The sequence below is a fragment of the Flavobacterium aquidurense genome (assembly GCF_001404985.1).
GTDB lineage: Bacteria > Bacteroidota > Bacteroidia > Flavobacteriales > Flavobacteriaceae > Flavobacterium > Flavobacterium aquidurense_B.
This window is the reverse complement of record NZ_JRLF01000012.1, coordinates 639,843-664,992: the sequence shown is the minus strand read 5'-3', so window position 1 is coordinate 664,992 and position 25,150 is coordinate 639,843. Positions and strand designations below refer to the sequence as shown.

Sequence of the window (25,150 nt, the reverse complement as noted above, 5' to 3'; positions counted from 1 at the left end):
TGCATGAAAAAAATATTCTTTCTGTTTTTATTGGTTTCTATTTCTTCATTTTCGCAAGAAATTGCTTTGCTAAAATATAGCGGAGGTGGTGATTGGTATGCAAATCCAACATCTTTGCCTAACTTAATAAAGTTTTGCAATGCCAACATTAATACGCGAATAAAAGCAAAACCTTCGACTGTTGAACCCGGTAATCCTGATTTACTTTCTTATCCTTTTGTGCATATGACCGGACACGGAAATGTGGTTTTTAGCGATTCGGATATTAGCAATCTTAGAAATTACCTAAACGGAGGCGGTTTTCTTCATATTGATGATAATTACGGAATGGATCAATACATTCGAAAAGAAATAAAAAAAATATTCCCTACTACTAATTTAGTCGAAATTCCGGCGAGTCATCCCATATTTCAAAAACCATTTCCGTTTCCTGCAGGATTACCTAAAATTCATGAACATGACGGAACGCGTCCTCAGGCTTTTGGGATTTTTATAGAAAACAAATTAGTATTATTATATACTTATGAGTGTGATTTGGGCGATGGCTGGGAAGATGCAGAGGTTCATAATGATCCTGCAGGAGTTAGGGACAAAGCCTTAAAAATGGGCGCCAATATTATCAATTATATTTTTACGAATTAAAATTTTAAAAGTGCAGCTTACTCACGGAGAAAATCAATTTGAGAGAAAAACATTTCCAATCACATTAGTTTGCGATCACATTTATTTTCAGCAGAATATAGGTTCGCTTTTTAGAATCAGTGAAGCTTTTGGAGTAGAAAATATCATCTTTTTAGGAAAAGATATTCCGCTTACTCCCAGAAAAATCAATAAAACATCACGAAGCACGCATCTTCATGTGCCTCATACTATAATCGAACAAACAACTGATCTTGTCGATTACTTACTTCAAAATAACTTTGAAATTATTGCTTTGGAAATCGCCAGCAATAGTAAACCGTTAAAAGAAGTTGTAATTCCTGAAAATCAAAAAATTGCACTTTTAATCGGAAGTGAAATTGATGGAATTTCAGATGAATTATTAAAAATTTCGAACCAAATTGTTCACATAAATATGTTCGGAAAGAACTCAAGCATGAATGTTGTACAAGCTGCAAGTATAGCTTTGTACGAATTTACTTCTTAATAAAAAAGTGTTAATTTTTGTAAGAACTAGACTATACAAGGGATTGTAAAATTCTCACAAAATTATTATTGTAAAAATTTTGTTACAATAATTTAAATGTTATAAAATTGCGGTATAAATAACCAAATTTAATTTTTTATAACAAAAACCCAAATTATTATGAAAAAAGTTCTTATTACCGCATTCACAGCATTAGTGCTGTTTTCTTGTCAAAACGACCAAACAGAATCTACAGATTCAAATGTAAGTGCTATTGCCCATCGCGGATGCGCAACTCAAGAAGTTTTAGAAGCTCAATTAAAAGCTGATCCTACTTTAGCTATCAGAATGAATGAAATCGAAGCTTTTACAGACAAAGCCTTACTTACAGGCAAACTTGTAAATGGTAAAGTTCAAATTCCGGTTGTTGTTAATGTATTGTACAGAACAACTGCAGAAAACATCTCTGATGCACAAATCCAAACACAAATCGATGTTTTAAACAAAGATTTTAATGCCTTAAACTCTGATTACAACAGCGTTCCTGCTCTATTTGCAGGTGTAAAAGCTAATGTTGGAATTTCATTTGTTTTAGATCAGGTTATTAGAAAATCGACTACAAAAACATCATGGGGAACAAATGATGCAGTAAAAAAAGTGGCACAAGGTGGTTTAGCACCAACTTCACCAACAACAAAACTTAACTTATGGTCTTGCACAATTGGTGGCGGAATATTAGGTTATGCTCAATTTCCTGGTGGAGCATCTGCTACAGACGGAGTTGTAGTTGATTCTAAATATTTTGGTTTATCAGGTTCATCAGCTGCTCCTTACAACTTAGGGAGAACTGCTACTCATGAAGTAGGTCACTGGATGAATTTACGTCACATTTGGGGAGATGCTACTTGCGGAAGTGATTTAGTATCTGACACACCAACTCATAACACAGCAAATTATGGTGTACCTGCTTATCCTCACTATAGTACTTGTTCAGGAACTCCTGTAGAAATGACTATGAACTACATGGATTATGTGGATGATAACGCAATGTACATGTTCTCTAACGGGCAAAAAAGTAGAATGGCCGCTATTTTTGTAACCGGTGGAGCAAGAGCTGCATTTGGAATCTAAAAAAACAGGTTAAAATAAATGGGAAAAGCGAGGTGATTATCATCTCGCTTTTTTTTGTTTACCGCCCATATATAAAAGCTTTTTGCTATATTTATAATCTAAAATCGAATCATGATAACATCAAAAATTATTTCTAACGGAATTTTAAGGGCTTTAACAACAATCTTGGTTATTGCTGCCATTTTATACTTTCTATACGAAATACAAACAGTAATTGTTTACTTATGCATCTCATTATTACTGTGTTTAATTGCAAATCCGTTAGTACAATTTTTAAAAAATAAATTAAAATTCAGTAATTCCCTCGCAGCCACCACAACTCTGATTGTTTTTATATTGGCAATAGTAGGTTTTATATTATTATTTGTACCATTAATTATTTCTCAGGCTAATAATTTATCTCTTCTGGATACTAATAACCTGCAGCAGCAATTTATTGAAACAGAGAAAAGTATAGAAGCTTATTTTAATATTCAGCATGTAGATTTAAATAAAGTATTAAAAGATTCTAAAATAACTTCTATAATCGATTTCAGCTATTTTACCGGTTTTATAAATTCAATTTTAGGTTTTATGGCTAATATGGGTATGGGATTAGTATCTGTGTTTTTTATCACCTTTTTCTTTATTAAAGATCAGGATGCTTTTAAAGTAAGTGCCAGAAAAATTCTTCCGGATACTAATGAAGATAAAATCATAAACTCAATTACTAAAATCAACCATTTTTTGACCCGTTATTTTATTGGTTTACTGCTTCAATTAACGGTTGTGTTTATTTTATACCTGATTGTTTTAATGATTTTTGGCAATAAAAATGCTTTTGTAATTGCTTTTTTATGTGCTATTTTAAATATCATTCCTTACATAGGACCAATTATTGGAACTGTACTGGCAGGAATTTTAACCATGATCAGTATGATTGGAAGTGATTTCCAGACAGAAATTTTACCAAGAACCATATATGTAATCATAGGATTTTTAGTAGTTCAGGCTATTGATAATAATATTAGCCAGCCTATAATTTCATCAAAAAGTGTAAATTCGCACCCGCTGGAAATATTCCTGATTACTTTGATAAGCGGAATTACTTTTGGAATTGTCGGGATGATTATAGCTATTCCTGTATTTACAATGGTGAAAGTAATTTTGAAAGAATTTTTTCCTGAAAACAAAATTGTCTCCGTATTAACCGAAAGAATCTAACATTGAATACTTCTATTTTGCACCAAAATATTCAGGAGTTTATAACTCAAAATAGTGGTGCATCAATTACAAAATTAGCGCTTCAGAAAAATCCGTTTCCTGAAATCGACTGGATTTTAATCCTAAATCAGATTGAGGCGAAGTCTAAGGCAAAAGATAAATTACCAACCTGGTTTTTGACTGAAAATATTATTTATCCCGGTAAAATCTCTGTTGAGCAAACCTCATCTGAAAAAACTGCGGCTTATAAGGCTTCTTTGATTTCAGGTGACAGTTTAATAGATCTTACGGGAGGTTTTGGAGTAGATGATTATTATTTTTCCCAAAAATTTAAAAAGATTGCGCATTGCGAAATAAGCGAAGATTTATCTGCGATAGTAAAACATAATTTCGAACAGTTAAAAGTACAAAATTGCACTTTTTATGCGCAGGATTCTACCACAGTTTTAAAGGAACTGAATCAAAAATGGGATTGGATTTATATTGATCCTTCCCGTAGAAATGATGCAAAAGGTAAAGTTTTTATGCTGAAAGACTGTTTGCCAAATGTGCCTGATTTACTGGATTTTTATTTTGAAAAAGCAGATTCAATTTTAATAAAAACAGCACCTTTACTTGATCTTTCTGCAGGTCTATCTGAATTAAAATTCGTAAAAAACATACATATTATTGCGCTTGAAAATGAAGTAAAAGAGTTGCTTTTTGAAATTCACAATCATTATTCAGGTGAAATAACTATAAAAACAGCCAATTTACTAAAAGACAAAATAGAAACCTTTGAGTTTATTTTAGGTGATGATACTGTTTTTCCAATATATCATTTGCCTCAAAGATATGTTTACGAACCAAATTCAGCCATCATGAAATCCGGTGGTTTTGATGAAGTTAGTACTGTTTTCAATATTAATAAAATGCATAAACATTCTCATTTATATACTTCAGATGATTTAATTGATTTCCCGGGACGAGCTTTCGAAATCGAAAAAGTGATCCCGTATAGTAAAAATGAAATGAAAGCGGAACTCGTCAATCAACAGGCAAATGTTACCACGCGAAATTTTCCGGACACGGTAGAAAACATTCGAAAAAAGTGGAAAATAAAAAATGGAGGAAATTTGTATTGTTTTTTTACAACTGATAAAAATGATAGCAAAATAGTTTTAATTTGCAGAAAAATTATTTAAAAATGAAACCACTAATTACACTAACTTTTTTTTTATTAACCTTTACCGCATTCGCTCAAAAACCATGTGAATACAGTGCAAATGTAAACGACTCAATTGGTACTTATAAAATAACCAACGAATACCTGATGAGCGAAAAATATTTTGGAGGAACTTTTGACTATATTTTCTTCGCCCTGGCAAAAACGGATGGTATGCCAACATTAAATTTACAGCTTATCCAGAAAAGCAAAGATTTTATAAAAGCGAATTGTTTCGACAAAAACTCAAAAGTCTTTTTACAATTAGAAAACGGAAAAATAATAACACTTATCCATATCGACAGAGAAAGCTGTGGTACGCTTATTCATGACGATAAAGGTTTTGATAATCGTATCAATACCGGAATTTTTATGTTCATGAAAGAAAATTTCGAAGAACTAAAAAAATCCCCTATTGCCATTATGCGTATTAAATACCTGACGACTACAGAAGATTATATTGTAAAAAGAGAATTAACCTCAGAGTTAAACGGTAAAGTTTATAACCCGAATACGTACTTTATGGAAAACATAAGATGCGTTGAATAATTACTCGCAATTCCATTTTTGATTCGAGACTTTATCTTTCAGGCCTGTTTTTAGATTATAATGCCACCACTCTGAATCAAAAGAATTAAAGCCATTTTTTATCATTACTTTCTTTAGGTATTTTCTATTTAATTTTACTTCATTAGAAAGCATGGTATAATTATGACTGGCACGAATACCAAAAAAATCAAAAGGAGTTCCCATATCTACTTCTTTACCCTTTATATCAACCAACGAAATATCAACGGCTCCTCCTCTATTATGGATGGAGCCTTTTTTTGGATCTGCCACATATTCAGGGTTCGAAACAATCTCCCACATTTTTTTTTGGATTGATAATGGTCGGTAACAATCGTAAAGTTTTATCTTAAAACCTTTTTGCATAAAATCTTTATTTGCCGCTATTAAGGCCTGAACGGTTTTATAACGCAAAAGACATTCTGCACAATCATATACTTTTGCTTTTAGAAAATTATCCTCGGTTGCGTACTTCATATCGTATATAAAATCATTGCTGTAATCTCTTAAGTTTACAAAAGTCGTATCTGCTATTTCTTGTTTTGCAGGACTTGAATACATTTCATTTTGGGCTTTTGAAGAAACCATCCAGAAAAGTGGGACTATAAAAAATAAAGTTTTTGTAAATTTTATCATGAGGCAGATTTTCTTTCAAGTAAATATAGAAATAAAATAAGGATGCTAAAAAATAATAAAGAAATACATTTCTTATCTATTCTAAATTTCTCCCATCATCATAATATTTTCCTTCACACCTTTATTTTTCAACATTCTAAAATGCGAACGAACTGCATGATAAAATGGATAGGAAGTATACGGAAGGTCATATTCCTGAGCATAACGCCGTATTATGGGCGTAATATAAGGATAATAGGTATGCCCGACTGCGGGAAAGAGATGATGTGCGACATGATGCGTAAAACCTCCGTACAAGAAATTGGCTAATTTACTGTTTGTACTAAAATCTTTAGTCACAATCATTTGATGCATCGCCCAGGTTGCTGAAAGATTTCCGTCAGGATCTGTAACAGGAAAATGCGCATCTTCATCTACGTGTGTAGATACCAGTGCTACAACTCCTAACACACTTCCGGATAAATGCATAGCAAACCAAGCGCCCAAAACAAAATACCACGGCTGATTAAGTACGATCATTGGGATAAAAAGCAAGTAAAAGAGATTGATGATTTTTGCCGCAAACAGCATAAAAATTTCTTTTTTGGGAATTTTGTCTACTACTTTTTTTACGTAGTTGTCTTTCTTGCCAAAAAAGTCTTTGAAGTCTCTGATGTAAATCCAGTTCAGACTGTAAAATGGATAAATCAGCCACATATAAATGTGTTGGTATTTGTGATAATTAAACAAAGGGCTATTAGGGAAAATCCTGATGATATTGCTTTGCTTAATGTCAATATCCCAATCCGGAACATTGGGATAAGCATGATGAAGATTGATATGCCGTCGCGTCCAGAGCCAATGATTACCTCCAAAAAGTTCTAAAACATACATAAACCATTCGTTATGTTTTGCTTTTTTAAAGAGTGCTCCATGTGCCGCATCATGAAATGCGTTTATAAAAAGCATGATCATGGTGACACCACACAAAATATAAAAAAGGAATAATAATGGAGTGTGGTTTCCAAATAGCAAAATACAAGAATAAAATAGAAAGAAGAGAATTAAAAGTCCCAAAGACTTTATAATGTTGAATAGGTACAGGGATGAGTTTTGTAAAATAGTATTGTTCACTTCTGTGCGCATCTTTTTAAAAAAATCATCGGTACCGGCTTTAAGATAAACTGGTCGTTTTAATTTTTCCATAACATTGTTGCTAGAAATTCTTACAACAAATTTAATAAAATTTCTTAAAACACAGAAAAACAAAATATTACAAAATTAATACTGCTCAAAATCCATTAATCCTGCTTAATAAAATACAGTGATTGTTCATAATTGGCAATACGAATCAAGGCATTATAAATATATTTTGACACTAGAGCACCGCCATCGGTATTAATTAAATCAATATCATCTTCGGGCGTATGATATTGCGGATGTCCTCCGGTATGAAATCCGATGCAGGAAATCGAAGCTTTGTAAAAAGAAACATGGTCAGATCCTCCTACTTCACCTGCATGAATAACAGGATTAAGTCCGGTATTTTCGCCTAACTTCTTCATGAGTTCGACTCCATCCGGAAAAGTTCCGGCACCGCCCATATAAATTTGTTTTTCGTTATTTAGCCTTCCTACCATATCCATATTCAGCATTACTTTTACAGCTTGTTTTGAAACGGGTAAATGATTGACAAAATATTTAGAACCTATTAAACCTTCTTCTTCACCGCTAAACGAAATAAAAATGATGCTTCTTTTGGGTTTTATACTGGATTTTGATAATTCCTGTGCCATACAAAGTAAAGCCGAAACCCCTGAAGCATTATCATCTGCGCCGTTATGGATCGCTACAACTTCCTTTTTTTTACTGCTCGATCCGGGTCCGCCCCAACCCCAGTGATCATAATGCGCACCAATTACTATAAATTCATTTTTAAGATTTGGGTCTGATCCTTCGATATACCCAACAACATTTTGGGTGGCGACACTATCAGATTTCATTTTGTTTATTCCTTCTTTTACAAATACTTTAAAAGTTTGATAATAATTGTTATCAAATTCTTTCAGACCATATTTTTTAAAATGTGTCCTAATGTATGCTGCTGCTTTATTATTGCCTTTTGTACCCGGAAAACGTCCTTCTAATTTATCTGATGAAAAATATTTATCGTGTTTATAAAAGGTTTTGGCATTGATACCATCTTGTGCATTTGTAGTGATACAAGAGAATAATAAGCTTATAGAAAAGATTTTAAATGCTGAATATTGAAAAGATTTCATTTTTTATGATTCAATAAATTGATTGTATTTTATTTAAGTTCGAAAATTTTATCCATCAAGGTCCATTTTTCTCCCGGTTTTGCCCCCGGTAAGGCTTGTTGAAATTTCCACATCAAAGTTTCCCATTCCTGGACTTTGGGATTTGCCGCATCTAATTTTGACTTTTTTTCAAACGTAAAATCTGCATCTGCTTCTATAATCATAAACAAGCGATCTGCAACATTGTAGATTTCGAGAGTAATAATTCCTGCCTCTTTAATGCTTTCTTTAATTTCCGGCCAAACATCCTGATGAAACTTTATATATTCATGAATTAAATCAGGATCATTTTTTAAATCTAAAGTAAGACAATGTTTTTGCATAATTTCTTGTGTTTTTTTTAAGCTTCCAATCTTCAAATTAAAAGTTTTTTCACACAATTTAGGAATTATTTTAAAACTTATTTACCTCATTCCTTCAATTCAAAAGTTACATGCTTAATATACTTTCTGTTATAGGTATATAAAATATGAATTTTATGATCTGAGGTCTGAATAATTGCCGGATAACTAAATTCTCCTTCGGTTTGGTTTTCAAGATCAAATAGTTTTTTCCAATTTTCACCATTTTTAGAGTATTCAACATCTAATACATTACGGCCATTAAACCAGTCTTTACCTTGTCGCAAAGGATTATTGACCAACAAAAATGATTTTTTAGTCAAGGTTACGGCGTCAATTCCAGAGTTAGAATTTACAACATTGATACTGTCTGTGCGCTGCCATGAGTTTCCGTTATCTTTAGACCAACTCGAAATTATTTTATTGTGTTTGCTTCTCGATAACATCTGAATCTCATTAGCAGAATGAATAAGAAATGTGGGCTGGATGATCTCAAATTCTTTTTTGTCTTCGACCTCTATCTTTTCCCATTTATCAGTGGCTTCTGTATATTTTTCTACATGAACTCTCCACTTGTTATCGCTGACACTTTCTGTACTGCTGCCACATAAAATAATACCCGGAGTAGTTTCTATTGGTTTGTTTCTAATAGGTCCAAGTATGTCTTTTGGGAGATATTTAGGAGCGCTCCATGTATTTCCGTTATCTTTTGAGACGATCATAGCACCAAACCATTCTCTTGGATTTTTTCCAACTTTATAGAATAAATACAACTTCTGGCTTTTACTTTTAAACAAAACCGGATTCCAACACGGCAAAGTATCTTTTTGAGTTATTAAGGGTTCTACAAGATTTTTAGGCACAGACCATTTATTTTCTTTATAAACAGAAAAATAAATCCCTACATCTTTAGCTCCTTCATATTTACCTCCAAACCACGCTGCCATTAATTTATTGGGTTCAAGTTCTACTATTGTCGATGCATGACTATTAGCAGTAACCGGCTGATCTGTAATAAAATTTTGAGTAATATTAATGGCTTCCTGCTTTTTTATCGAAGAACAGGAAATGCTCATTAAAACTAAAAAAAGCAACAAATAATTAAACTTTGAAATCATGATGAATTATAAAAATTATTAAACAGAAAAATTATTTTTTCTTTAAACCTGCTTTATGTCCAATAACAGCATAGAATAAAATAAAAACATAACAAGGCAACAAGATCCAATATCCTTCTGTAGTAGCTTTTGCTGTTGCAGTAACATCATTCATACCCTGAGCCAGCATATCTGCTTTGTTTATATCTACAAATTTTCCATATAATGGCGGAATGATGGCGCCTCCTGAAATAGCCATAATCAACAATGCCGAAGCTGTTTTTGTAAACTTACCTAATCCTTTTAAGGTTAAAGGCCAAATCGCGGGCCAAACCAAAGCATTTGCAATTCCTAAAGCAGCTACAAATAAAATAGAAGTAAATCCTGTAGAAGCTACAATACAAAACGAAAGTAAAATTCCTAAAACTGCACTTGCGCGTAATGCCAAAGCCTGACTAATATATCTTGGAATTAAAAATGCTCCTAAACCATAGGTTACAACCATGGCCAATAATGTAAATGTGGTGAAAAATTTAGCGTCTCCCGCCGGAAAACCTAAAGCAATACCGTAAGCGATAATAGTATCTCCTGCAATAACCTCAACGCCTACATACATAAAAAGCGTTAAGACTCCCAACCACAAATGCGGAAACTGAAAAATACTCGTTTTTGTTGTTTCACCTTCTTTTGCTTCTGCAATAGGTTCTGCTTCGACATCTGGCAAAGGTGCTTTTCTAATTAATATTCCTAGAATGAATAAAACTACGGCCATTGTTATATAAGGCGTTACAACGCTATCTGCCATTGTATCTAATAATTTTGCTTTTTCGACGGCATTGACGACACTCAGTTTTTCTTTGATTTCATCTATTCCGGATAATAAGATAGAACCAAAAATAAGCGATCCGAGAGCACCGGCTATTTTGTTGCAGATCCCCATAATGGCAATTCGCTTTGCGGCGCTGTCTATTGGTCCTAAAATAGTGATATAAGGATTTGATGCTGTTTGCAATAAGGTCATTCCCGCACCCTGAATAAATATACCGGTCAAAAACATCCAATAGGTTCTTGCTTCGGCAGCAGGTATAAATAATAAAGCCCCGAAACCCATTATAAATAAACCTAAGGACATTCCTTTTTTATACCCAATTTTTGCCAGAATATACGACGCCGGCAATGCCATTACCACAAAAGAAATATAGGATGCCGATGCTACTAAAAGGGACTGGGCAGATGTTAGCTCATTGATTGTTTTCATAAACGGAATCAAAGCTCCGTTGATCCAGGTTACAAATCCAAAAACAAAAAACAGACTGGCTATAATTAAAATTGGAATTAATGTGTTTTTCTTATCAGAAGAGGAAATTGTAGTGTTAACCATAATTTTATATTTGATGATCCGGCAATTATGATGCTGTTTAATAAAATCAGTCTTGCCATCTCTAATTAAAATGCTGTTTTAATTTGTTCTCTTATTATTTATTCTATTCTCTATTTTCTTTATTCTTTTCTCTATTCTCTATTCTCTTCTCTCTCTATTCTAATTCTCTAAATCTTAATTATCTTATAAAACAAAAGGAGAGTTACCTCTCCTTTTGTCAATTTTAAGTAACGAACCTCTTTATCTTTACTTATTTTATTTTGTGTCCCACCAAAGTTTTGTTCCTCCGGTATCAGGTCCTTTTAATTTAGCGATTCCGTCAGTAACAGCATCTTTATTCGAAGAATATTCATTTGTTGTGTAAATGATTCTTTTCATCAGGCTTTTACCTACACCTGCATCATTATTATCTGTATTAAGCGGCGCATAAATTACTTTAGCATCACTTCTGCGTAAGTCAGCCCAGGATTCCCAAGATTCAGGAAAAATAGCCAAATACTTTTGAACTGCGATTTGTGTACGTTGGCTTGTTGCAGAAGCAGACCATGCAACAGGCAATTTAACCGGTATATCTAGTAAGTCTAAAGTTGGATAAACTGTTAAGACATTTGGTAAAGTTGGCAATGTACTTCCTGCAATGTAAGCATTGATAGCAGCAGCATCTGTGATTCCCCATTGTCTTAATGACAATCTGATACCTTCTTCATACAAACTTTGAGCACTTCCGCCCATGTTCCATCCGTTCAAGGCACCTTCTGCTCTGCTGAAATAGTTTTCAGAAGCCATGAATACTTCGATGTTTTTAGTTTCACTAAGATTTCCTGCGGCACCATTACCCATAATATCGTTGTTGAAAGCAGAGAACTTAGTAGTTCCAAACTGATCTTCCAAACCTCCAACTGGCTGACCTCTATAAACCAAAGTAGTCGCCTTAGGGTCAAGCGGAGCAAACCATTTTGCTAATCTTGGATCGTTGTATCCTACAAGAATACTTTCCATAGAAGCTGTCATAGTATATCCCCAGCTATTTACAATCATGTTTAAGTTGTTTGGTGTAATATTACTTGCTTTAAAGAAAGCTCCCTGCTCATTTGTTTGCATAACACCCGCAGCTACTGCAGCTTCGGCTTGTGTTTTTGCTTTTGCAGGTTCAATATCAGAAATTCTTAATGCTAAACGTAATCTTAAACTATTTCCAAATACTCTCCAGTTTGCAACATTACCGGCATACAAACGGTCATTAGGCTGAAATGATGCAACTGTTGGTACCGTAGAACTGCTTAATGTAGCATTTGCCTCATCTAATAATTTGAAAAAGTCTGTGTAAATAAATTCAACACTGTCATATGCTACTTTTTCTTTCTTATTACCTGCTTCTGTGTACGGAATTGGCCCGTAAGCATCAACCATTTGGTTGTACATAAAAACTTTCCAGATTTTAAGTATTGCCAAAGCTTCTGCATTTCCTTCAGATGCTTTGATAGCATTGTTCAAAGCAGGAACAGCAACGGTGTAAAATCTTGTCCATCCACGTCCTTCGTAACCATTTACGAATGCATTTCTTTCTGTACCATATCCACAATTTAGATAGTGAATAAAAGTAGAAGACAAAATACCTGTCGCGATACCCCATGTTCCCTGATCATCTACACCTGGTGAAGAATACGATCCGTTATGGATTCCGGCATAAATCGCAGATGCAAACGAAGGTCCCGCAAGAGTTGGATCTAACTGATCTTCTGTAAGCGAATTAGGATCAGTGTTTATGTGATCAAAGTCGTTTGTACAACTTGAAAAAACAGAAACCAGTGCTAAGGCAACTCCTAATGTTTTTATTTTAAAACTATATTTCATGATGTCTCTTTTTTTAATTAAAATCCGAATTTAACATTAACTCCATAATCTCTCGTTGAAGGAATGTTGAAAGATTCTATACCTTGCAAGTTTCCTGTACCTGCTCCTGCTTCAGGATCAAAATATTTAGCTTTATTCACGAAAAAGAATAAATTTCTTCCCACAAGTGAAAAGTCAATACTTGTAAAACCTGAATTATTCAATACACGTTTTGGCAACGAATATCCAAAAACAAGCTCTCTTAATCTAATGTTTGTAGCATCGTAAATAAAAGGTTCTGCGATAGGTGTTCTTTGTCCAATTGCTGTCCAGTATTGTTCTGCATTAATACTTACGGTATTTTGAGTATACGTTCCGCCGGCACCTGCAACAACACCATCAACAACGATTCCGCCTTCTCTTCCTGCTAAAGTAACATCACTAACTCCTAATCCTGCTTGTCTTGCCTGAGTGTATGAAATAACTTCACCACCAATTCTAAAATCAACAAGGAAGCTTAAAGAGAAATCTTTGTATTTAAAACTGTTTCTTAAACCTGCAGTCCAATCCGGGTTAAAGTTTCCTGCACGAACATCAAAACTATTTGTTGCAAGTGGAATACCTGCGCTGTTTACGATAATTTTTCCGTCAGGAGATCTTTGGAAACCTTTAATATATAAATCTCCATATTCACCAACCTGAATAACTTTACTTCTTACTAAACGACCTTCACCAAGAACTAATTCTTCTCTTCCTCCATAAATAGATTTTACTTCAGATTTGTATGTTGCGTAGTTTGCAGTAAGATCCCATGAGAAATTTTCTGTTTGAATTGGAGTTGCTGTAAAAACAACCTCAATACCTTTGTTCTGAATTTCTCCACCATTAACTACAGCTCTTGAAGTCGAAGAAGATTCCGGAGTATTGATGTAGAAAATCTGATCTTTTGTATTTGTCTGGAAATACGTTACGTCTAATCCTATACGATTTTTTAAGAATTTAAGTTCACCACCAAACTCAACAGAGCTTGACATCTCCGGTCTTAAATTTGGGTTTGCAGCAGTTGTCTGAGCATATAACATACCACCATTACCACCAATATAAGATAATCTTGAACTTGTTTGGTAAGGATCAGTATCGTTACCCACTTTTGCGTAAGAACCTCTTACTTTTGCATAACTGATAACTTCCGGTAAAGTAACCATATCAGAGATAACTCCTGATAAACCTACAGATGGATAAAAGAAAGATCTGTTTGCAGCCGGTAACGTAGAAGACCAGTCATTTCTTGCTGTTAAATCTAAGAATAAATAGTTTCTAAAACCAATTTGTGAGAAACCGTACACAGAGTTAATTTGTTTCTCTGAAGCTGTAGAAGTAGATTGAACTGTTGATACATTTGATAGGGCAAAAAAGTTTCTTTTACTTAAAACTCCTCCTGAATATAATGAAGAGCTATTTTGTTGCAATGTATTTGCTCCGGCATTAATCCCGATAGAGAAATCTCCAAATTTTTCGTTATAAGAAAGCAAAGCATCTGTATTGAATTCGCTTACTGTTTCATAAGATTCGCTGTAAGAACCAAGATTGTTGTTAAAAGCTATTGTAGCATATCTGTTTCTAACATTCTTGTTTGTCATTTGGTCTAAACCAGTTCTAACTTGTAAACTTATGGTATTTGTAAAATCATATTTAAGAGAAGCAAGTCCTATAAATCTGTTTCTTTTATCTTTACGTGCATCATCACGCAATGCAGACCAGAACGGGTTTCCACCAGGAGCTCCGGCTTCATCTAAGAAATAGTTCATTTGTCTTTGTCCTGCAGCATCAAAATATTCAAAATCCTTGTAATCATTATATTTAATACTACGTGGCAATAAATAAGCTGATGTACCAATAGATTCTTCTCCCGTTCTTAATAAATTATCGATATTCTGAACGATATAGTTTGTTTTTACATCTAATGATAATTTATCAGATATTTTACTTGTCAATCTTAAGTTAAGATTATGTCTGTCTAACTCGTTTCCTCCCACAATACCTTCAGCACGTGTATTGGTATAAGAGAAATACCCTTGTGCTTTTTCATTTCCTGTAGTTACAGTCAATGTGTTTGCTAAGTTATAACCAGTTTTGTAGAAATCTATAACGTTGTTTGGCTGAGCGCTGTAACTAGTTGTTGCAGGACCTGCATAATTAGGATTACGAACCAACTGCCACGCAGAAACCTGACTTCCGTCTAATTTACCCCCCCAGCTCGCGCTTGAAGTTGGGTTATAAGCTCCCAGAGTTCCTTGTCCGTATTCGTTTTGTAAGTTCATCAGATTATATGCTGATGAAGCCATAAAGTTAGACGATAGGGAAACCGAAGTTTTTCCTGCTTTACCTGATTTTGTTGTAATTACGATAACACCATTACTTGCTCTTGTACCGTAAAGTGCTGCAGCAGATGGTCCTTTAAGAACAGTCATCGAAGCAATATCTTCCGGGTTAATATTCGAAATACCGTCAGGTTGTGTAGTTCCACCTGTATCGATATCCGGATTTGTATTTGTTGTTCCGTTACTAATTGGCACACCATCTACCACATACATTGGCTGGTTGTTTCCTGTAAGTGATCTGTTTCCTCTTAGTGTAATTCTGGAAGAAGAACCAACCCCGTTTGAAGTGGTAGAGAAGTTAAGACCCGCAACTTTACCTGAAAGTGAGTTGGCTACGTTTAAGGATCTTGCTTCTGAGAGTTCGTCTACAGAAATGTTCTGAGCAGAATAGGTAATTGCTTTTTTCTCTCTTTTGATACCCAGAGCGGTTACGACTACTTCGCCTAATTGTTGTGTAGCGGCACCTAAAGCGGCATTAATTGTTGTTTGTGTCCCTACGGCTATCTCTTTTGGAGCTGAGCCTACATAGGTAAAAACCAAAACTGCTGATTGATTTGGAACATTTATACTGTACTTACCATCAAAATCTGATGATGCACTTGTCTTTGTTCCTTTAACCACAACATTTGCCCCCGGGATCGGAATTCCCGTTGAAGCATCTGTTATCGTTCCTTTTACTGTAGTTTGTGCTTGTGTGCTTTGGAATGCAAACAAACAAAACAGAAACAGTAATTTTAGTACGTCCTTAATCATATTAGTTGTTTTTTTAGAGTTAATAACATGTTAAACTTAAGAATACATTTTGTTAACAAAATATTATTTCGACAAATGACAATTTTGAAAAGGTGTTGGGTAAACTTTAACATTTAAAAACAACAAAAGGGTTAGATTTGTAATCTAAACCCTCTTTATTTGAGTAGTACTCTCTTAATTAAATCTAACTTATTTATCGTTTTTTCAAAGGTATTCTTTACTTAATACTTAAAACGATAAACATTTTATTTGTTTTTATCAAATTACTGCAAAACTTTAAAATTCGTTTTTTGAAGGTCAACCGAGTTTCCGCCAACCATAACTTCAAAATCGCCGGGTTCTACAACTCTTTTCATCTCCCTATTCCAAAGAGACAATTCATCCGGAGTAATTGTAAATTCTACTTTTTTAGTTTCTCCTTTTTTAATAAATAATCTCTTGAAACCCTTCAATGTTTTTTCCGGAGTTGTTACGCTACTATATATATCATTAATGTATAATTGCACAACCTCATCTCCGTCATATTTTCCTGTGTTCTTAACATCGATACTTACTTTTAATTCTCCGTCGGTTTTGATCTCTTTAGAACTAATTGCAAGGTTCGAATATTCGAAAGTGGTATAACTTAACCCATAACCAAATGTATAAAGCGGATTTTCACTTTCAGAAACATATCTATGAATCGCAGATGGTTTTTGATTGTAATATATAGGTAACTGCCCAACAGATTTAGGAACGGTAATAGGCATTTTTCCACCCGGATTATAATTTCCAAACAACACATCGGCTACAGCCTTTCCTCCTGCTTCACCCGGAAACCATGCTTCTACAAGAGCTGGAATGTTTTCGCTGATCCAGTTTGTCGAAAGCGGACGTCCGTTTAATAGCACACAAACGACCGGAGTTCCTGTTTTCTGGATTGCTTCGATCAAATCTTGCTGCATTCCGTGTAAATCTAAACTGGCTACATCTCTGTTTTCTTCTACCAATTCGTTCGATTCTCCTAAAACTACAATCGCAACATCTGCTTTTTTAGCAATATCGATTGCCGGCTGAAAGTTTACTTTTTCCAGATTCCAGCGTAAGTGCGCTCTGGCTCCCCAACCGCCTTCCCACATTTCTATGCGGACTTTGTATTTTTTTCCTGCTTCAATATTTTTTGGAGTAGTAACCATACTTGTAGCACCTTTTGTCCAGTTGTCGATCACTAATTGATCGTCAACCCACATTCTGATTCCGTCATCAGAACTTAAACCCAACCAGCCATCAAAAGATTTATCTGATTTTATATAACCTGTCCAGCGAATCGAAAAATCATCATCTGTAACACCATCGCCCGGAGACCAAGGCCAGTCAAATTCCAGCTGATTGTCAATACGTGTTAATGCTGGTGTTCCTTCAACATTTCTGTTATTAAAATATTCTCCTTTTAATCCGTTTTGAGCTTCATCCGGGGTAAACAAATATTTCGACGGAATAATTTGTCCTTTTACAATCAGAGGAACACCTTCTTCATAAAGAACATTTGTTTTTGCACCAACAACTTGTTTAACACCTTCCAGAACTGTAGTTCCTACTTTATTTTTTACAGCATATCCTCCTAATCTTGATGCATCAGCATTTGGTCCAATAACGGCTACTGTTTTTATATCCTTATTTAAAGGAAGAATATTGTTTTCATTTTTTAATAAAACAATAGATTTATGACCTGCTTCTAAAGCAATATCCTGATTTTCTTTAGTATGAAAACGTTCTTTGATTAAATTTTTATCTGTGTATGGATTTTCGAATAATCCCAATAAAAATTTAAGTCTTAAAACTCCACCTGCAGCACGATCAATTTGCTCCATTGTCAGTTTCTTTTCGTTTACTAATTCAATGATACTTTGTTGCCAAAACTCATTTGTAAAATCATAAAATTGCATATCGACTCCGGCAGCAATGGCTTGCCTGATACTTTCTTTAGGAGAATCTGTTACATAATGCGTTGTTTGCAGGTATTTGATAGCACCCAAATCTGATACTACAATTCCTTTAAACCCCCATTCTTTTCTTAAAACATCTGTCAATAACCAATGATTTGCTGCACAAGGAATTCCGTCTAATTCAGAGTACGCACACATAGTTCCCAGAGCGCCGCCTTTTCTAAATGCTTTTTCAAATGACGGAAGATGATCTTCGCGAGCTGAACGTTCTCCCACTAAAATTGGAGATGAATTTCCTCCCGCTTGCGGAATACCGTGAACAGCAAAGTGTTTTGGCTCTGCAATTATAGTACGATCTGATCTTAAATCATCTCCCTGCATTCCCTTAATCATTGCCAGACCAATCTCACTGTTTAAATATGCATCTTCACCAAAAGTTTCGGCAACCCTTCCCCAACGTGGTTCGCGGCCAAGATCTAAATTAGGTCCTAAACCAAAATGAACCCCGTGTGCTCTGGCCTCTGTAGCAATTACTTTACCCACTTTGTCCATTACACTAGTATCCCATGTTGCTCCCAAACCAATATTCATTGGGAAAGCCGTGCTTCCGTCATCTAAATAACCGTGAAGCATCTCGCACATGATAAGAGCAGGAATTCCCCATTTGTTCTTTTTGATTACCTCACTCTGAAGATCGTTGATCATTTTTGCAGAGCGGGGATAAATGTCATGAATTGCTCCAATACCCAGATTACCTATTTTAAGATCTGATTTTGATTTAGAAAAATCTTCTTTTTCCTTAAAAAATTCTCCTTTGTACATATCCATCTGGCGTACCTTTTCCTCCAGGCTCATTCGGCTTAACAAATCTGTCAGCCTTTCTTCAACAGGTAATTTAGGATCCTGATACGGGTATTTTTTTTGTGCTTGAGCATGGTTAAAAAAACCTACAGCCATTACAAAGATAATGGCTGTTTTTTTCATTCTTAATTGTAACATAGTTGTGTTGTTTTTAATTTTGAATCACTTTCAGCTTTGTTCCATTTACAAAATCTTCGTGCGAAATAAAAAAGCTATTGTGTGGTTTTCCGTTTATCTCAATCGAATTGATTTTTCCGTCATTATTGACTTGTCTTTCGATTACAATGCTTTCTTTTTTATAATATCGTGGATCTAGTTTGATCGTCACTCTATGAAACATTGGTGTTGTAATGGTATAAATTGGATCTCCGGGAGATATAGGATAAATTCCCATCATAGAATAAACCAACCAAGCTGACATTGTTCCGGTATCATCATTTCCGGGTAATCCTTTTGGTTTGTTCTGGAAATATTCTTTTACCAGTTTTTTGACCATTTCCTGACTTTTCCATTCTTCTCCTTTTATGTAATTAAACAAATACGGATAAGCAATGTCCGGTTCGTTTGCCATATCAAATTGTTTGATATCAAAAACTTTTTGCAATTGATCAGAGAAAGGTTTGTCACCGCCCATTAATTTAATCAATCCCTTAATATCATGTGGCACCATAAAAGCATATTGCCATGCATTTCCTTCTATAAAACCAACATTCTCCTCAAAATTAGCTCCGGATACAGGATCAAAAGGTTCATACCATTTTCCGTTAGCAGTTCTTGGCCGAAGTAATTTTAAATCCTTGTCATATAATTTTTGATACGATAGTGAACGTTTTGTAAAGCGTATGTAATCGTCTTTTTTGCCTAAAGCTTTCGCCAAAAGTGAAATCGCATAATCTGAACTGTTATACTCTTGCGTTGTAGAAACCGGACCACGATAATTAGTTGATAAATAACCTTTTTCGATATATTCTTTAAGTCCGGGACGCAACGGATTATTTTCTATTTGATCTGCTCCTTTTAGCATTGCATAATATGCTTTGTAAATATCGAAATCCTGAATTCCCTTCAAACACGCATCTACTATAACAATACTGGCCGGATCTCCTACCATTGTAAAGGTTTCGGTTGAATTTAATTCCCATTTTGGCAGCCAGCCATTTTCATCATACATTTCCAACATGCTTTTTATCATATCAGATTGTTGCTTAGGATAAATCAACGACGTTAACGGATGCATGTTTCGATATGTATCCCATAGTGAAAATACAGTATAACGAGTGCCTCCGGTTTTACCAATCTTGGTTCTTTTGATTACAGGATATTCTCCATTAACATCATTTAAGGTATTGGGATGAATTAATGTGTGATATAAAGCCGTATAAAAAATCGTTTTATCATCTGTTGAACCACCTTCGACTAAAATCTTTGAAAGTTCTTCATTCCATTCGTTGTAAGTTTCTTTATAAACGGCATCAAAAGATTTGCTTCCGGTTTCTTTTTCCAGATTTTCACGGGCGTTTTCAATACTTACGTAGGAGATACCAATTTTAACCTCAACGGTTTCCTGCTTGTTAAATTTATAAGAAAAATAACTTCCAATACTGTCACCAACAACCGTTTTAATGGTGTTTTCCATTATTCTGGCTTTACCATTATATCCCATCCATTGTGCTTCAGCACCATTATATTTGGCAGGTTTTTTCCAAACACCAAATTTATCAGCGGGTTTAGAAAATTTTGCCACAAAATAAACCGGATAAGCATCTTCCGGACTGTTGTAACAAAACGAACCAACGCTTCGCATTCCTTCAATTTCTGTAGGAGAAACGACTTTTATCATCGCGCCTTCTTCATTGGTTAATCCTAAGCCAAGGTTCAGTAAAATATTCGATTGTCCTTTTGGGAAAGTGAATCTGCTTACACCTACTCGTTTCGAAGCCGTAAATTCTCCTTTAACTTTATATTTGTCGATATTAACACTATAAAAAGCTACTTTTGCAATTTCATCAGAATATGTAGAACCGTATTTTAAATGATCGATTTCAACATTTCCTGTTGTTGGCATTAATAAAATAACGCCTAGTTCCGGACATCCGACACCGCTTAAATTGACCTGACTAAAACCGGTTAAAAAGGTATTTTCTTTCACATATGGATTCGACAGCCACTGACTGTCTTTTTCTAACGGGCGGTTTTGTGGCCCGGCAACATTAAACGGACTAATACTAGCCATACCTCTTGGTGCAATTGGTCCCGGAAAAGCAGCGCCGTAATTGGAAGTACCAATAAACGGATTCACGAAATCTGCCGGTTCTTGTGCAAAAATAGTTATGCTAAAAAACAGCATGCTAAAAAAACATGCTGTTTGTATGGTTATCCTTTTATTTAAAAGCATAATAATTTTTATCTGTTAATCGTTTCAATTTTTAAAGTCCACGCTTCTTTGCATGGCAAATTTTTTCTAAGGCTTTCCGGAATTACTACTTTAACTCCTTGTGCTTCTTTTGTCCACTTAAGAGCAGTTTTAGAACCTAACATGGTGATTTTTGTTCCTTTTTTAGGATTAATAGATTTTACAACCACTTCTGCAGGAATCTTATCTTCTCCTTCTTTTGCTAAATAAAACAAAAATACGTTACCTGCGTTATTTTGCGTCATACAAATGTTATCTTCTTTAAAAGGCTCGATTGGTTTTGTATCATAAATTGCTGTACTGTTTACTTTCATCCAATCTGCGTAAGCTGCCAATAAATCATAAGCTCCCTGCTGCCATTCTCCTTCCGGACTAGGCGCAACGTTTAATAATAAGTTTCCGCCTTTTGCCACAATATCAACCAACATATGAATTCCTTGTCTTCCTGTCATATATGTCGCATCCGGAGAATAGGACCATCCGCCGCCAGACGTTATACAAGATTCCCAAGGATAAGGAAGCGTTTTTGCAGGAACACGGCCTTCAGGTGTCAGGTAATTTTGATTTTTACCATGAACGGCTCTGTCGACAACGATTAATCCCGGTTGTTTTTGACGTGCTTTTACAACCAATTCGTCCATTTTAGGATCCTGATCTACAACTCTGTGTTTGATAAATCCATTTTTAGATTCGTTTTCAGCAAATTTTTCATCGTAGTTTTCTTTTAAGTTTTGCTGATCTCTTTTTCTAACCCATCCTCCATCAAGCCATAAAATATCTACTTTACCATAATTCGTAAGGATTTCTAAAATTTGATTGTGTGTAAAATCAACATATTTCTGCCATTTTTCAGGATACAAGGACGGATCATAGTTTACGTTTCTGTCGAAAGGAGGAAAATAAGGATCCCAGTAATTTTCGTTATGCCAGTCTGGTTTAGAGAAATAAGCTCCGGTTGAGATATTTTCGGCTCTAAAAGCATTAAAAACTTCTTTCAAAATATCCGCTTTTGGATTTGTACTGTACGGACAATCTTTATCTGTTACTTTATAATCAGAGTATTTTGTGTCATACATATTAAATCCGTCATGGTGTTTCGTAGTGAAAACCATGTATTTCATTCCTGCCGCTTTTGCTGCTTTTGCCCATTTTACAGGGTCAAATTTAGTTGGATTAAATGTTTTTTTCAATCCTTCATAATCTTTTACATATTGATTATAATTGGCCGGATTACTTCCTTTTTTACGTTCGCACCATCCATAATCTTCCGGACAAATAGACCATGATTCTACTATTCCCCATTGGCTGTAAGTTCCCCAGTGCATTAACAATCCAAACTTTTTACCTTGCCATTGTTCTAAATTTTTCAGCACCGCCGGATCCGTTTCCGGTACATAACGTTCATCTTCATAAATGGCCTGCGAAAACATTTGGACTGAAAATAATATCGCGATTATGAATATTCCTCTTTTCATCTTTATTCTATTTTATGGTTTTGTTTTTGTTTTGTTTTTTGGTATAAATGTTTTGTCTTTCGACCAAAGGGAGAAATCACATTAGAAATTCAGCAAAGTAAAGGACAATCTTTGTCGAGCTTCTTGCGGAGATCCCTCGTTCCCCGGGATGACAATCTTGTGGTTACTTTATCATTAAATAAATACTCCAAATTAGTTTTTAATTCACTAAAATCTCATCGACAAACAACCACGAAGATTCTCCTTTTGGGCTTTTCTTCAGGTTTACGGCGATTACTTTTACGAATCTTGTATTTATTTTTGCAAAATTGATTTTGAAATCTTTCAGCTCCGAAGTTACATTTGCGGCATACGGACGTGAAATTTTCCCTACTTCCTGATATTTGATTCCATCATTAGAAATTAAAACCTTGATTTTTACCGGAAAATTAACTCCCGAACCCTGACTTTCTAAAGTTCCAACAATTACCTGCTCAATACTTTCCTGCGTTCCCAGATCAACCACAACTTCCATATCATTTACCAGCCATGCCTGCCATTGTCCGTCATGGAAATTTTTTGATCCTCTGATGGTATTGGCCAAAGTAAAAGGTCCGTCGCCTTTATAATTATCATTAAATGGCGTTAGATAATTTACTTTATGTCCTACAGCTTTATGAAATATGATGGTGTCTGTAAATGTTTTACCAACCGGTTTTTCATTTTGAAACAACGACGCTTTTAAAACTGTTGTTCCGTTAAACTGGATTGGATTTGTATATTTTAAAGCATTTTGATCTATATTTTTATCGCCTAAAACATAACGGATATCCGGATTTGGAAATTCGTTTTTCAACGTAACATTAATTTGTTTTTTAGCCAAATCTGCGCTTGAAGATGCTGTAACGAGGTAAGCACTTTTGGCATAATTGATTCCCAGATAATCATAACGTTTTAACATTGGTGCTAATCTTGTCGTAAAATCATTCCAGTTTCTGCTATCCTTACTACTCCACAATACTTCAGATAAAGCGGCTAATCTCGGGAAAATCATATATTCTGAGTCCTTTGGTCCCGCAAGATGTTCTGCCCATAAATTGGCCTGACCACCCAAAACATGACTCGCTTCCTGAGGTGTCATTGTGGGTACAACAGGATCAAATTCGTAGACTTTGCTTAACGGAGTATACGCATCAAAAGCTAAAGGTTCTTCATTTTGTGGCCCTTGGTAAAAATTAAAATAACAATGCGATTCCGGTGTCATAATAACATCATGTCCCTGTTCTGTTGCTTCAACTCCGCCTTTTGTTCCTCTCCAGCTCATTACTGTAGCTTCAGGAGCTAAACCGCCCTCCAGAATTTCATCCCAGCCAATTACTTTTTTACCTTTAGAATTAATGTATTTCTCCATTCTTTTTACAAAGTAACTCTGCAATTCATGTACATTTTTCAAACCGTTATCCTTCATTCTTTTTTGACAATGAGGACATTTTTCCCAATTGGTTTTCGTGGCTTCGTCTCCTCCAATATGAATGTATTTTGAAGGGAAAATAGTGATAACCTCGTCGATCACATTTTGCAAAAACTCAAATGTGGTTTCTTTTCCTGCACAATAAATATCTGTAATAGGCCATAATCCGCCTGATGGAACACCAATGCGCTGGTCAAAACAAGCCAGTTCCGGATATGATGCAATGGCAGAACTTACGTGTGCCGGCATTTCGATTTCAGGAATTACTTCAATATTTTTTGTGGCGGCATATTTTACGATTTCTTTTAATTCTTCCTGCGTAAAAAATCCTCCATATGTTCCTTTTTCATCCGGATTTGTGGTCAGTCTCGCGTTCCACGAAACATTTTCCTGATCGACTCTCCACGCTCCGACTTCGGTTAGTTTTGGATATTTTTTAATTTCAATTCTCCAACCCTGATCGTCAACCAAGTGCAAATGCAAAACGTTCATTTTATGCATTGCCAAACGATCTATGGTTTCCATTATATAATTTTTGTCGAAAAAGTGACGCGATAAATCGAGCATTAAACCCCTCCATTTAAAACGCGGTTCATCTGTAATTGTAACATTCGGGATCTGCCATTTTTCTGATGTAATAGCATATTTGCTTTCAATAGCCACCGGAAGCAATTGCCTGATTGTTTCTAGTCCATAGATAAAACCGGCATTTCCGTTTGCTGTAACAGTAATACTATTATTAATTACTTCTAATTTATAAGCTTCTTTATGAAAAGCCGGATCAACCTTAAACTGAATAAAATTACGCTGAGGGGCTTTTGTTCCTAAAACCGGACTAAATCCTGCCGCAATTTGAAACTTACTGATTAAGGCAGTCGAAATATCTTTTTGAAAATCTGTATTGGCAACAAAAACGGTATTTTTAGAAAACTCAAAAGTTCCGGATTGTATCAGCAATTGATTTGGTTTCGGGATAATTTGAATGTCTTTATCCGTATATATTTTTTGACTATAACCCAAACTTAAAACAGCAAAGAAGATTAAGACAAATAGTGGTTTTAATGTTCTCATAA

Annotated in this window: 18 protein-coding genes; 6 read left to right on the top strand and 12 right to left on the bottom strand. The window is 34.9% G+C overall.

Features of this window, described 5'->3' with window-relative positions:
* Window positions 1–3 precede the first annotated feature (3 nt).
* From RC62_RS14710 to RC62_RS14685, 6 genes are all read left to right on the top strand, one after another.
* Window positions 4–642 carry a DUF4159 domain-containing protein gene (locus tag RC62_RS14710; protein ID WP_055096455.1) on the top strand — a complete coding sequence of 213 codons (639 nt, stop codon included), beginning with the start codon at window positions 4–6 and terminating at the stop codon, window positions 640–642.
* Window positions 643–652: 10 nt separating this feature from the next.
* Entirely contained in the window at window positions 653–1,147 is a 495-nt protein-coding gene (locus RC62_RS14705; protein ID WP_055096453.1) for a TrmH family RNA methyltransferase, read from the top strand.
* Window positions 1,148–1,306: 159 nt separating this feature from the next.
* The gene (locus RC62_RS14700; RefSeq protein WP_055096451.1) at window positions 1,307–2,257 is read left to right on the top strand and encodes a zinc metalloprotease; all 951 of its coding nucleotides are present in this window, start codon (window positions 1,307–1,309) and stop codon (window positions 2,255–2,257) included.
* A 111-nt stretch (window positions 2,258–2,368) separates the two neighbouring features.
* Complete coding sequence (locus tag RC62_RS14695; protein ID WP_055096449.1) at window positions 2,369–3,460, top strand: AI-2E family transporter; 1,092 nt, start codon at window positions 2,369–2,371, stop codon at window positions 3,458–3,460.
* A gap of 2 nt (window positions 3,461–3,462) precedes the next feature.
* Window positions 3,463–4,644: a THUMP-like domain-containing protein gene (locus RC62_RS14690; protein ID WP_055096447.1), complete on the top strand. Its 1,182-nt coding sequence runs from the start codon at window positions 3,463–3,465 to the stop codon at window positions 4,642–4,644.
* A 2-nt stretch (window positions 4,645–4,646) separates the two neighbouring features.
* On the top strand, window positions 4,647–5,213 hold the full coding sequence (locus RC62_RS14685; RefSeq protein WP_055096740.1) for a hypothetical protein: 567 nt from the start codon (window positions 4,647–4,649) through the stop codon (window positions 5,211–5,213).
* Here the strand turns inward: RC62_RS14685 and RC62_RS14680 are convergent, their stop codons facing one another.
* The 12 genes from RC62_RS14680 to RC62_RS14625 form a co-directional block, all read right to left on the bottom strand.
* Window positions 5,214–5,867, bottom strand: coding sequence for a M15 family metallopeptidase (locus tag RC62_RS14680; RefSeq protein WP_055096445.1), 654 nt, complete (start codon window positions 5,865–5,867; stop codon window positions 5,214–5,216).
* An 81-nt stretch (window positions 5,868–5,948) separates the two neighbouring features.
* Window positions 5,949–7,052, bottom strand: a complete 1,104-nt coding sequence (locus tag RC62_RS14675) for a fatty acid desaturase family protein (RefSeq protein ID WP_055096443.1) — start codon at window positions 7,050–7,052, stop codon at window positions 5,949–5,951.
* A 95-nt stretch (window positions 7,053–7,147) separates the two neighbouring features.
* The gene (locus tag RC62_RS14670) at window positions 7,148–8,128 is read right to left on the bottom strand and encodes a M20/M25/M40 family metallo-hydrolase (protein ID WP_055096440.1); all 981 of its coding nucleotides are present in this window, start codon (window positions 8,126–8,128) and stop codon (window positions 7,148–7,150) included.
* Window positions 8,129–8,157: 29 nt separating this feature from the next.
* Window positions 8,158–8,490 (bottom strand): L-rhamnose mutarotase, encoded by a 333-nt coding sequence (locus RC62_RS14665; protein ID WP_055096733.1) that lies wholly within the window; start codon window positions 8,488–8,490, stop codon window positions 8,158–8,160.
* Window positions 8,491–8,576: 86 nt separating this feature from the next.
* On the bottom strand, window positions 8,577–9,584 hold the full coding sequence (locus RC62_RS14660) for a sialidase family protein (protein ID WP_245176832.1): 1,008 nt from the start codon (window positions 9,582–9,584) through the stop codon (window positions 8,577–8,579).
* 73 nt (window positions 9,585–9,657) lie between these two features.
* Window positions 9,658–10,986 carry a sugar MFS transporter gene (locus tag RC62_RS14655; protein ID WP_055096436.1) on the bottom strand — a complete coding sequence of 443 codons (1,329 nt, stop codon included), beginning with the start codon at window positions 10,984–10,986 and terminating at the stop codon, window positions 9,658–9,660.
* Window positions 10,987–11,241: 255 nt separating this feature from the next.
* Window positions 11,242–12,840, bottom strand: coding sequence for a SusD/RagB family nutrient-binding outer membrane lipoprotein (locus RC62_RS14650; protein ID WP_055096434.1), 1,599 nt, complete (start codon window positions 12,838–12,840; stop codon window positions 11,242–11,244).
* Window positions 12,841–12,857: 17 nt separating this feature from the next.
* A complete protein-coding gene (locus tag RC62_RS14645; RefSeq protein WP_055096432.1) occupies window positions 12,858–15,953 on the bottom strand; it encodes a SusC/RagA family TonB-linked outer membrane protein in 3,096 nt (1,031 codons plus the stop codon).
* Window positions 15,954–16,216: 263 nt separating this feature from the next.
* Window positions 16,217–18,877, bottom strand: coding sequence for a glycoside hydrolase family 3 N-terminal domain-containing protein (locus RC62_RS14640; RefSeq protein WP_055096430.1), 2,661 nt, complete (start codon window positions 18,875–18,877; stop codon window positions 16,217–16,219).
* 13 nt (window positions 18,878–18,890) lie between these two features.
* A complete protein-coding gene (locus tag RC62_RS14635) occupies window positions 18,891–21,134 on the bottom strand; it encodes a GH92 family glycosyl hydrolase (RefSeq protein ID WP_055096428.1) in 2,244 nt (747 codons plus the stop codon).
* Between the two features lie 8 nt (window positions 21,135–21,142).
* A complete protein-coding gene (locus RC62_RS14630; protein WP_055096426.1) occupies window positions 21,143–22,627 on the bottom strand; it encodes an alpha-L-fucosidase in 1,485 nt (494 codons plus the stop codon).
* A 199-nt stretch (window positions 22,628–22,826) separates the two neighbouring features.
* A complete protein-coding gene (locus tag RC62_RS14625; protein ID WP_055096424.1) occupies window positions 22,827–25,148 on the bottom strand; it encodes a glycoside hydrolase family 20 protein in 2,322 nt (773 codons plus the stop codon).
* Between the last annotated feature and the right edge of the window lie 2 nt (window positions 25,149–25,150).